General features: G+C 59.5%; 13 protein-coding genes. 7 read left to right on the forward strand and 6 right to left on the reverse strand.

The window, feature by feature from the left end; all coding sequences use genetic code 11:
- Positions 1 to 57 precede the first annotated feature (57 nt).
- Together LB538_RS13985 and LB538_RS13990 are read left to right on the forward strand one after the other, a co-directional pair.
- Positions 58 to 1,620 carry a recombinase family protein gene (locus LB538_RS13985; RefSeq protein WP_224532273.1) on the forward strand — a complete coding sequence of 521 codons (1,563 nt, stop codon included), beginning with the start codon at positions 58 to 60 and terminating at the stop codon, positions 1,618 to 1,620.
- Positions 1,617 to 2,432: a plasmid partitioning protein RepB C-terminal domain-containing protein gene (locus LB538_RS13990; RefSeq protein WP_224532274.1), complete on the forward strand. Its 816-nt coding sequence runs from the start codon at positions 1,617 to 1,619 to the stop codon at positions 2,430 to 2,432. The genes LB538_RS13985 and LB538_RS13990 overlap by 4 nt, the downstream gene beginning before the upstream one ends.
- 3 nt (positions 2,433 to 2,435) lie before the next feature.
- On the opposite strand, the gene LB538_RS13995 is transcribed toward LB538_RS13990, so the two are convergent.
- Positions 2,436 to 2,705 (reverse strand): hypothetical protein, encoded by a 270-nt coding sequence (locus LB538_RS13995; RefSeq protein ID WP_224532275.1) that lies wholly within the window; start codon positions 2,703 to 2,705, stop codon positions 2,436 to 2,438.
- Between the two features lie 151 nt (positions 2,706 to 2,856).
- Between LB538_RS13995 and LB538_RS14000 the strand changes: the two genes are divergently transcribed.
- The gene (locus LB538_RS14000; protein WP_224532276.1) at positions 2,857 to 3,135 is read left to right on the forward strand and encodes a hypothetical protein; all 279 of its coding nucleotides are present in this window, start codon (positions 2,857 to 2,859) and stop codon (positions 3,133 to 3,135) included.
- Positions 3,135 to 3,515 (forward strand): hypothetical protein, encoded by a 381-nt coding sequence (locus LB538_RS14005; RefSeq protein ID WP_224532277.1) that lies wholly within the window; start codon positions 3,135 to 3,137, stop codon positions 3,513 to 3,515. Before LB538_RS14000 ends, LB538_RS14005 begins: the two co-directional genes overlap by 1 nt.
- Positions 3,516 to 3,517: 2 nt before the next feature.
- Here the strand turns inward: LB538_RS14005 and LB538_RS14010 are convergent, their stop codons facing one another.
- The 5 genes from LB538_RS14010 to LB538_RS14030 form a co-directional block, all read right to left on the reverse strand.
- Positions 3,518 to 4,111, reverse strand: coding sequence for an SOS response-associated peptidase (locus LB538_RS14010; RefSeq protein WP_224532278.1), 594 nt, complete (start codon positions 4,109 to 4,111; stop codon positions 3,518 to 3,520).
- 45 nt (positions 4,112 to 4,156) lie between these two features.
- On the reverse strand, positions 4,157 to 4,981 hold the full coding sequence (locus tag LB538_RS14015) for a Ku protein (RefSeq protein ID WP_224532279.1): 825 nt from the start codon (positions 4,979 to 4,981) through the stop codon (positions 4,157 to 4,159).
- 496 nt (positions 4,982 to 5,477) lie between these two features.
- Positions 5,478 to 5,735: a dienelactone hydrolase family protein gene (locus LB538_RS29330; protein WP_224532280.1), complete on the reverse strand. Its 258-nt coding sequence runs from the start codon at positions 5,733 to 5,735 to the stop codon at positions 5,478 to 5,480.
- Positions 5,736 to 6,058: 323 nt separating this feature from the next.
- Positions 6,059 to 6,553: an RES family NAD+ phosphorylase gene (locus tag LB538_RS14025; RefSeq protein WP_224532293.1), complete on the reverse strand. Its 495-nt coding sequence runs from the start codon at positions 6,551 to 6,553 to the stop codon at positions 6,059 to 6,061.
- Positions 6,554 to 6,564: 11 nt separating this feature from the next.
- The gene (locus tag LB538_RS14030; protein ID WP_224532281.1) at positions 6,565 to 6,915 is read right to left on the reverse strand and encodes an antitoxin Xre/MbcA/ParS toxin-binding domain-containing protein; all 351 of its coding nucleotides are present in this window, start codon (positions 6,913 to 6,915) and stop codon (positions 6,565 to 6,567) included.
- Between the two features lie 320 nt (positions 6,916 to 7,235).
- On the opposite strand from LB538_RS14030, the gene LB538_RS14035 reads away from it, so the two are divergent.
- From LB538_RS14035 to LB538_RS14045, 3 genes are all read left to right on the forward strand, one after another.
- Positions 7,236 to 7,904 carry a DUF1236 domain-containing protein gene (locus LB538_RS14035; protein ID WP_224532282.1) on the forward strand — a complete coding sequence of 223 codons (669 nt, stop codon included), beginning with the start codon at positions 7,236 to 7,238 and terminating at the stop codon, positions 7,902 to 7,904.
- Between the two features lie 725 nt (positions 7,905 to 8,629).
- Positions 8,630 to 8,812, forward strand: coding sequence for a hypothetical protein (locus tag LB538_RS14040; protein WP_224532283.1), 183 nt, complete (start codon positions 8,630 to 8,632; stop codon positions 8,810 to 8,812).
- 507 nt (positions 8,813 to 9,319) lie between these two features.
- On the forward strand, positions 9,320 to 9,511 hold the full coding sequence (locus LB538_RS14045) for a hypothetical protein (protein WP_224532284.1): 192 nt from the start codon (positions 9,320 to 9,322) through the stop codon (positions 9,509 to 9,511).
- Positions 9,512 to 9,564: the final 53 nt, after the last annotated feature.

The raw sequence follows: 9,564 nt of genomic DNA on the forward strand, positions 1-9,564 counted from the left end.
CCTTGCTGGAGGGCGATCGACCGCTAGTTTAAATTGCCGGCACCAAGGTGCAAGGCAATGGACAAGTTTGCAGAGGGTGGCAATCCGCCTGCGGGGAGGCGAAGGGTTCGCGCCGCGCAATACCTGCGCATGTCGACTGAGTATCAGGCCTACTCGATCGAAAATCAGCGGGATGCCATCCGCGACTATGCGGACCTCATGGGCTACGACATCGTCGCCACCTACGAGGACGCGGGCCGCAGTGGGCTCAACCTCGAAGGCCGCCCCGGCCTTCAGCAGTTGCTGGCCGATGTCGAAATCGGGAGAGCCGATTTCGAGACCGTCGTGGTGTACGACGTAAGCCGATGGGGACGATTCCAGAATATCGATGAGAGCGCCGCATACGAGTATCGATGTCAGATGGCAGGTGTGCGGATCGAGTTCTGCGCTGAACAGTTCGCAAATGACGGCAGCATTGGATCCGATGTGCTCAAGGCGATCAAGCGCAGCATGGCTGCTGAGCACAGTAGAATGCTGTCGCAGAAAGTCTTCATTGGCCAGGCGAGGCTAATCCGGATGGGTTTTCGACAAGGCGGCAAGGCAGGGTTTGGCCTGCGGCGACTGCTTGTCGATCAACATGGGCGTCCCAAAGGCATCCTTTCGTCCTACGAGTACAAGAACCTGCAGACGGATCGCATCGTTCTGATCCACGGACCGCCTGACGAGGTCGCGACTGTACGATGGATCTTCAACCACTTTGTCAGAACACAAAAGTCACAGCTGGAGATTGCCCGAACGCTCAACAAGCGCGGCCTGCTGACCGACCTGGAGCGCCCCTGGACGAGAGAATCTGTCCACTCGCTGCTGACCAACGAGAACTACATTGGCAACAGCGTCTGGAACAGGGGCTCGACCAGGCTGAAGAGCCATCGGGTCCACAATCCTCCCGAACAGTGGCTTCGCGTGGAGAACGTCCTGGAGCCGATCGTCGATCGCAAGCTATTCAGACGCGCGCAGATTTTGCTCAAGACTATCCACCGCCACATGTCCGATCAGGAGATGTTGGACGCCCTCGAGGCGCTGCTGGCACGCCGCGGTGCCCTATCCACCTTCATCATCGACGCCGCACCCGATTGCCCGCCGGCCCAACGATACTCGTGGCGCTTTGGGACCCTCGTCAAAGCCTATGAGCTGATCGGATACCAGGCGCCCAAGAACTACCGCTACATCCACGTCAACCGACGACTGGATACTATGAGGCTGCAGGCGATTCAGGAGTTCTTGGCCGCAGTTGAAGCGCGGGGCGCGGTTGCGGCCTATGAAGCAGGGACAGGCGTCGTCCAGATCAACGAGGAGATCACCGTGGCGATCGCAATAGCGCGCTGCAGAACCTCCTACTTCGGTTATCCACGATGGTTTGTGAAGGCTGATCGGCAACCATTGCCGGACATCTATGTCCTGATCCGGATGAATCCCGGCGACCTCACCATTCGAGACTACCTGATTGCACCGGCCCGTGAGATCGCCGGGAAACGTGATCTGCACGCCAACAACGGAGCGCTTCTGGATTCCTATGTTTTCCCCACATTGATCCCGCTGCTTGCTCTGGCGGAGCGGGTCGCTGTCGAGAGCGCAACATGAGGTCGAAGCGGCTGAGCCGGGAAGCTGCCCACAAGATTCTCCTCAACAACGGCCGCCGACATGCCGGCGCGTTGGCCTCCGATCAGCTACGCCCGAAGATGCGCCGTTCCACTCCCGAGTTCCTTAGGATTTACGACGCCGAGTGCAGGCGCAAGCATGCCTTCATCGCAGAGGTGGAAAAACTGGAGCAACGTTTGGACAGGATCGCCGTGGCGGTACGCCTGATAGCAGGCGACGGGCAGTTCCGCGACCTGTTGGCATCCGAAGGCCTTGCTACGATGCCAAATACATTGGCGCGGAGAATCAGCGGCTCGCCGCCTGCGCAGACCTCATCGCAACCCATCTCCGCCGACGCCAATCCGATTTCAGCCGGCGAGATCTGCCCGGAGGTCCTCAGTCTGCTGAGGGACTGCACCGGGCCCGCGGGGCTTTTCGCATTGCTGCGGACGGTGCTTCCGGTCCGGCAAATAGAGATTGCGCGCTTGATGATTGCCAGGGGGCCGGTCAGTCTCAACTACGTGAAGATGCTCGTCGCCCTCACGCAACGGTCGCTCCTGGTTGAAGATTTCCGTCCGCAACCCGAGCTCGCCAGCCTTCCCGAAGACCGGAGGGCAGAAATTGAGTCCGAGTTGGCCAATCTTAGCCGCGCATTTTTGAATGCGCTCGACCGGCGCGGACCAGCGAGCCTGGAACTCGTCGCCGCCTGCCGCTATTTGGACCGGCTGATGGATAATTCCAGGGTGGTGCGGTATCTGGCACGCAATTTCCCGGGTCATTTCGAAGCGTTTCATAATTTGACGGTTCTCAAATAGACTTTACTCGTCGCGCCAAATCACACGCCGTTCCCATCGTATTTCCTTTAGGCGCCGGAAACGGATGCTCACAAGCTCCTGTCCGTAGGGATGGAAGAGTTCCGCCGACATCCACTCCCGCTTGCCGCAGGCCTGACAACGTACCTTTTCTCGCACCTGGTTTATGGTGACATTGCCGATCACTTGGCGCAGCTCGATCGGTTTGTAATGTCGTGTGATGTGGCAATGGCCGCAGGAGATGCGCGCGATCTGCCCTGCCTCATGGGCATGCATCAGCGTCCAAGCCTGGCCTCGTGGCCACTTTTCGGGTTGTTCCGGCATCCTCTGAAAAGAGGAACATATTCCCATCCAGTCAAGGTGCGTCTTGACTCTTTGTTCTCTTTTCGTTCACTCCTTTGCGAAAGGAGACAGAACCATGAAACCGATGCGTGCGACCGAAACCGAGCAGCCCGAAATCTACGCGACCGTCAGGCGCGAACTGCCTGCCATCCACCGAGCAGCTCAAAAGATGGCAAAGCACCTGCGTGGACTGTCAGATGTCAGCCAGAAGCAGGCGATTACAGAGCTGACGGCCGCTTGGATCATGGCGATCTATCCCGACAGCCTTGACCTGGCGATATCGCTTTCCGATGCGATGCGCGACCAGACCGACATCGATTTGCAGCAAGCCTTCGAAACCAGGCGACGGAAATTGAGCAATTAATGGCTGCCCGCAGCCGTAGCATTCCGCCGCCAACGATGATCGATCGCGATATGCCGCACCAGGTGGCGCTGCCCGACGACATGTGCACGGCACACAATTTCACGCTGATCCGGCGGTTTGTTGAGGAGCAAGGGCTATCTTGCCGGACGCGATCCGTGATCGCGATCTGGGAAGACGGCAAGCAGGAGCAATGGCGACTGCATTGTTTCGCTGATCGCAATGCCGCCGCCGCATTCCTTGACCACTTCGGCGGGATCATGTTCGATCCCAAGCGCGACAGGGAGAATGGACGCGCACGTGGCGCCTGGCGCCGCAAGGGCGTCTATCAGCGAATTTTCGAGATTGGACCGCTCAGTGTGCCGGAGCCTCTCCGCAACTGAACTCAGGCGCGCTCTGGCCGTACCGTTTCAACGGACAACGATCCCGCCGGCAAGGGTCGCAACAACTCTCTCTCCGGTCTCGACAAATCAAGCCACGCTGACCAGTTTTCGGGCTGAAGAATGACCACCTGGCGATTGTGATATGGCGAGACATCCGGCCCGGGATCGGTCGTCAACATGGTGAAGGTGGGCGGCTTGTTGCCGGCCGCTTCCCGCCAGAGCCCGGCGATAGCCAGGAAAGGAGCGCTGTTCAGAGTGAAGCGGTGTTTCGCCTTCGGGTATTTGGTGCCAGTGAATTCGAAGAACGCCGAGGCCGGGACCAGACAGCGTTTGCTGTCGGCGAAACGACGTCCTTCCGATCTGAAGTTGAACACTGGCCCTCCCTTCGGGCCGGCCGGCGGAAACCCAAACGTCATCGACGCAAGTTCAACTCCGTCTTCGGCAGCGAGCATAATCGGCGCCGGATCATTGATGCGGATATCATCAGCTTGGGGAAGATCGAGTTCAGTTTGATGAGCCGGGATCTTCAGCGCCAGCGAAGCCATCATCCGGCAATATTCGGCCCAAGCGACATGCTGCTCATAGTCGTTGCACATGCTGTCCCCACAAAAGGAATACGAACGGGGCCGTCCGTTGCCATGCTAGGCGGATTTTCGCGCGGGCTTTGCGTTTGGCCGCCCCTTGATGCCCTCCGCGGCGAGGCTCTTCTTCAGCACTGCAGCTAGGTCCACCACGTTCTCCCTGGGTTTCGGCGCCGGCTTGGGTGGCTTCTTGCCCTTGCGCTTGGCATCGATCATGGCGATCAGCGCATCCTCATAGGTATCTTCGAATTTCGAGGGGTCGAATTTTGTTGCCTTCTTGTCGATCAGCAGCCCGGCAATTTCGAGCAGATCCTTGTCGTATTTGGGGCTTTTCACGTCGTCGAAGATGCTCTTTTCTGAAATCATCTCGTTGTGGGTTCGCAACTCGGTCAACAGCATTCCTTTGCCGAAGGGCTGGATAATGACTTCCCTGCCCCGCTGGTACAGCACAACACAAGATCGCGCCGCGACCCGCTTCTTGGCCATTGCCTCTCGCAGCACCGAAAACGTCTCAACGGCGGCGCCGTCGGCCGGGACGACGTAATAGGGTTTTTCCAGATACCTCGTGTCGATCTCATCGATCGCGACGAAGCCCTCAATGTCGAGCGTGTGCTGCGACGTGAGCTTCAGCTTTTTGATCTCGTCCGGCTCGATTTCGAGGAAGTCGCCCTTCTCAACCGCGTAGCCCTTGATCTGATCTTCTGAAGGAACGAGGTCGCCGGTTCCTTCGTCGATATAGGCGCTCTTGACCGGCAGGCCGTTTTCGCGGTTCAGAATCTTGAAATGGACCTTCCCCGCCTCAGTGATTGCTCCCACCAGCTTTACGCTGCATGCGACCGATCCGAATTTCAGGAAACCTTTCCAAACGGCGCGCGGCGCTGCCATTTTTCATCCTCCGTTAGGTGAAGAAACACCGGCGCCCGCCGGGGGTTCCGACTTCGTTCAGTTGCCCAGAAATCGATAAGCTTTTTGAGCCTGCCACCCGCGAGGATGGCAGGCTCTCGGACAGTGGGCAGTCCGAGGATAACGCGCCATCTGGCGAGGGTGCGTCACCCGACAACTAAGGTTGCCAGGCGCCTTACGTTCCATCCCCGGGTACGTCTTGCAATGACGCGTGTCGCAGGTTGCCTTCGCCGCGCATGTGTTTCAGTCGCCCTATTAAGCCCGGCCGAACCTATTGCGTAGGGTCGCTTCAGGCCGTTCGGCGCCGAGCCAACGTGTTCCTGCACGCGCTGCCAAGGCCGTTCGCGCATCTCACGGTTGAGTGATGAACACGGCTCGTCAACGGCCACCCAAATAGCCAAATCGACGATCTCCTGCCCTGGGCTTACGCCAACGAGCTCGAACTCGAAGCCGTTGCCTGGCAACAGCGAAATCGTGGTCATTTTAGGCCAGGGCCGACCGCGAGACATTGGAGACTCAGGAGACGACGAGCACCTCCAAGAACCTGATGGCCCGCTTCCAAGCGTCTCACGGCCTTGGCGTCATAGTCGGCAAGTTCGCTGTCAGTAAAAAAATGGCCCGCCTCCGGATATGAATAAACGCTCGTCGGCACCCTCAACCTGGCCGCGCCGTTCGACCACTCGGAGACCTGATCGGAGGGGGCAAAAGGATCAGGGCTAGCAACGTGCACCTGCACGCGGGGTCCGCGGCCAACATTATCCGGGATTTCTGGACGACGTGAGGAGCAGAATCGATAAAGCAGTGATGATTTGCAACATGGCGAACGGCTTCGTAATCGTTACGCTCTCCGGCACGTCTTCCAACCGCCAATTGATGGCACTTCCCCACCGATGTAGATGATCGACAAGGTCGCGCTAGGTGGCGACGAAATGACCCGGATGGCTTAAGCACAGCGGTACCGTACTGGGCTGAAAGTGCAAGCACTCTTTCCGTCAGACTTGAGTTCCCGGCTCCTCTCGAAGGCACCATAGTTGGCAACGCGGGCAGCGGCCGGCTAGATCAACCGAGCCGGTGCTCGTCGTCGATTAGCTCGAGTCTGGATGGGGCAGCGGCACCCCATCGCCACAGAACCAGATTCAAGTCGCCGAGTGCGGCGCCCTTGGCGAAGCTCGGCGCGAGCAGGCCATTATAGCCTTGCGCGACCAGCTCACGGGCAAATCGCTGTGTATGCGCCTCGCCATGGTCTCTCATCTGATCGCGCCATGTTGGATCGGCCAGGACCGCCGCATCGAGACCCATTGCTGCAAGAGCAGTGGGGTCGCCCGCATCGAAGACGGCCTCGATCTCGGCACGATAAGCGACCAGCGTCGTCGGCTGCAGATCGCCTACCTGGTTGGCTTCGCGCAAAGCCGTCAGGACCGAGGTCGACGCATAGAGCGCCGGCATGCCTTTGGGGTTGAAACGTCCTCCATAAAGCTCGGCACCACGTCCCGACATAGGCTCGCGGGCATACACCGGATTGAGAGCACGGTAGAGCCGGCCCGAATAGGCGATAGCGGCGATGGTCAGGCGTAAATCCCCGCATCGACCGCGTCGATGAAGTCGAGAACCTCATCGGCTCGACCTTCCCGCACGAGCTGCATGGCCGTCTGCCCCGAAAATCCCGGCAGCGGCTCGGACCGATACCAGGCATAGGCCATGAGCGCGGAGCCAAATCGCGGCTCGACCTTGTTCACGATTTCCACCATCTCGCGCAGGCGGCGCTGCGTCTTGTCTGAGCGCACCCGCTCCCGGCGCTGGACCGCATCTTTCCCCAGACCAGCGGTACGCGCGATCTCCGCGCTCGTGGTGCGGAAAGCGTCCGCAATCTTCTTCGGTGCGAACAAGCCGTTATCCGCATATCGGGCCAGGCCCATCGCAGCACCTCCGTGCACCGCCAAAAACTATGACGCAATATAGCGTCAGCAATGCTGGCATTCAAGAGCTGCGCCACTTCTCCTCGCGACGATGGCTGTTCCAGCGGTCGAACCTCAACGAGTCTGTGCTCCGCCGGTGGTGCGTGAAGCCATGTCGATGGCATCCGGCGAGATAGACCGCTTCGAGGATGACATGTCTAGACTAAGCAGGGGCAGCAGAGCGACCCAAATTATATCCGTTCCGCGATCCTGCCAGCGGAACGCACGTGGCTCTTCCTCGTTTTTGGCTCTGAAGGGAACCATGAAACGGAGACAGAACGATGAGAAAGCTTTTGTTACCCGTTGTGACAGGCGCGCTTGTCGCCTTGTCTGGCGCAGCTTTTGCCGACACTCCCGTATCAGCCGCTACAAACCTTAATGTTCGCGCCGGTCCAGGCTCGCAATATCCGGTCATCGGCGTGCTGCGGGCAGGCCAGACGGCCACATTGAACGGCTGTCTGCAAAACTCGAAATGGTGCACCATCGCCGAGGCCGGTGGTCAAGGCTGGGTCTATTCCGATTACGTCACCGCAGAATTTGGCGGCAATCGGGTCGTCTTAACCGAGCGGCCGGCCAATTCAGGCATCGCGGTCGTGAAAGCTCCTCGCGATCAGGCTAATGCTGGAGCCGTCGCCGGCGGCGCCACCGGAGCGATCGCCGGCGCTATCATCGGAGGACCGGTAGGCGCTGCTGTGGGCGGCGCCGCGGGGATCGTCGGCGGCGGTGCGGCTGGCACCGTGATCACTCCCCCCGAACAGGTGCGCACCTACATCAGCGCGCATCGGGTCAAGCCTGTTTACCTTCAAGGAAAGGTTGTAACCGGCGCGACCTTGCCTGAGACGGTGGCTCTACAGAAGATCCCGAACTACCGGTACCGGTATGTTTATGTGAACAACCGACCAGTGCTGGTTGAGCCGTCGACGCGCCGCATCGTCTATGTGGAAGGCTGAACGTGCCAATCAGCAGTAAAATCGTGTGACAGCACAGGAGCGGTCTCGACGCCGAGCCGCATGTGCCCGTTGGCCAGACGATGGAGGCCGGGGCCGTCTCAGGATGCTTGTTGGCCCAACGACGCGGCCGCGTTCCCGCTCCCTGAAATCAAGCGCTTCGGCCCCGAGTTGCGGGGCCCGAAGGCGCCGGCTTCCACGCCCGCGGTGTGGTCGCCGGTCTCAGCGGAAAACAGCGGTGCCAGACGGGCCCGAACGGCATCGTGAGCTGGCCGAGCCGAGGATCGCCTCGCAGCTCATCCCCTCGCATTCGAAGTTTGTAGTGCGCGATAGGGATGACGCTCTGCCTGAAATGGGATCGACAGTCATGCCTCGGCGTCGCCCCCTCGACGACCCAGTGTTTGTCCCTTAACCTACCCTCGTCTCTCCGGGACGCTGCTGCGAGGCTTTCATGGAAGAGGGCCGGTCGTTGCCCTAGCGGCCGGCCCGCTTTCTTCGTCCATAACCTGCTATGTTCGCGCCAGCTCGCCACTGGGAGTGCCCTCCTTGACAGTGCCGCGGGCGTAGAGGGTCGGGTCGTCCACACGATTCGGCCTCGTCTGTTTCACACTTGGGTCTTGGGTGGAGTTGGGCTGGTGGACGTTCTCGCAGGGAAATTCCATCTGGGAACGTTTCCCTTTCGGGCGAGTTCGCCCATGAGACCGGCCTCTCCTGGATGCGACTGCACGATGCCTACGCTCAATGAGTCTGCCCAAACGTTTCGGCAGTTGGCCACTTCAGAAGAGTTCCGTCCGAGATTGTGCAAGCGGCTGGACTTGGTGGTCGAACCGACGCTGCCGAAGTCCTTCACTGAATTGCTAGCGGTGCTGGATCAGCAGGAAGCGGAAATGACGAAAACTCTTGGGGACTGATTTCGCTCGGCCCAGCAAGAGCAAAGCCCGCCGCACATAATGAGCGTAGGCGGCGGGCTTTTCTGCGACAGAGAGAGCAGTTACACCTCCGCGGATCGACTGCATCTCCTAAATCGCCAAGCCATCAATTCGTTCCAAGGTGGAACACTTTTTGGCCGCTAGGCCTCGCTGTTGACGACCCAGCAACAGAATTCCTATCCTGACCACCAAGCTGGCGTGCGCTTAGGTGTCCCTAAACTCCTTGGAACAGTGCTGCGGGCCGTGAAGGTCGAGCCAACGATTCGGCCGTCATTCGATTTGATGATGATTGCCAAACACGCTCCGATATGGTGAGAATCAGCCTCATTGCAGCGGCACCCCAACGCCCCCGCGTCTAGTCCCCGTCGCTGCAAGCCCAAGCTCAAGCCCGGCAGGTCCCTGTCGGGCTTTTCTTTTCCATCAATTTTTCCGGAACCAATCCAAGGTTCAGATGTTGCGGCAGACGAGGGAGCTGGAGGGACCCAGCCAATGACAGGTGAGAACCAGACGACATCGCTCGTCAAAAGGCTCGTTGAACAAACCGGCATTACCGAGGCGCAAGCGCATGAACTTGCTCTCCTGATCGGCCTGAATTGGAATTCCCTGATGCGAGAAGCGAAGCTCATTGCGGCTGGGGCAAGGGCCGAGATCGCCCAGAACGGGCCGCTCGTCGAGGATTGACGGCTTAGGGAACGGAATTCCTATCCTCACCACCAGTCCGCCAGCTTGGGAGT

The organism is Mesorhizobium sp. Ca11, from assembly GCF_020165275.1.
GTDB lineage: Bacteria > Pseudomonadota > Alphaproteobacteria > Rhizobiales > Rhizobiaceae > Mesorhizobium.

What these genes read in the sequence shown, in the direction of transcription:
- LB538_RS14040 (WP_224532283.1), top strand. Translation starts at nt 8,630, where the DNA reads ATGCCTACGCTCAATGAGTCTGCCCAAACGTTTCGGCAGTTGGCCACT.
- LB538_RS13995 (WP_224532275.1), bottom strand. Translation starts at nt 2,705, where the DNA reads ATGCATGCCCATGAGGCAGGGCAGATCGCGCGCATCTCCTGCGGCCAT.
- LB538_RS13985 (WP_224532273.1), top strand. Translation starts at nt 58, where the DNA reads ATGGACAAGTTTGCAGAGGGTGGCAATCCGCCTGCGGGGAGGCGAAGG.
- LB538_RS14045 (WP_224532284.1), top strand. Translation starts at nt 9,320, where the DNA reads ATGACAGGTGAGAACCAGACGACATCGCTCGTCAAAAGGCTCGTTGAA.
- LB538_RS14035 (WP_224532282.1), top strand. Translation starts at nt 7,236, where the DNA reads ATGAGAAAGCTTTTGTTACCCGTTGTGACAGGCGCGCTTGTCGCCTTG.
- LB538_RS14015 (WP_224532279.1), bottom strand. Translation starts at nt 4,981, where the DNA reads ATGGCAGCGCCGCGCGCCGTTTGGAAAGGTTTCCTGAAATTCGGATCG.
- LB538_RS14005 (WP_224532277.1), top strand. Translation starts at nt 3,135, where the DNA reads ATGGCTGCCCGCAGCCGTAGCATTCCGCCGCCAACGATGATCGATCGC.
- LB538_RS13990 (WP_224532274.1), top strand. Translation starts at nt 1,617, where the DNA reads ATGAGGTCGAAGCGGCTGAGCCGGGAAGCTGCCCACAAGATTCTCCTC.
- LB538_RS14010 (WP_224532278.1), bottom strand. Translation starts at nt 4,111, where the DNA reads ATGTGCAACGACTATGAGCAGCATGTCGCTTGGGCCGAATATTGCCGG.
- LB538_RS14030 (WP_224532281.1), bottom strand. Translation starts at nt 6,915, where the DNA reads ATGGGCCTGGCCCGATATGCGGATAACGGCTTGTTCGCACCGAAGAAG.
- LB538_RS14000 (WP_224532276.1), top strand. Translation starts at nt 2,857, where the DNA reads ATGCGTGCGACCGAAACCGAGCAGCCCGAAATCTACGCGACCGTCAGG.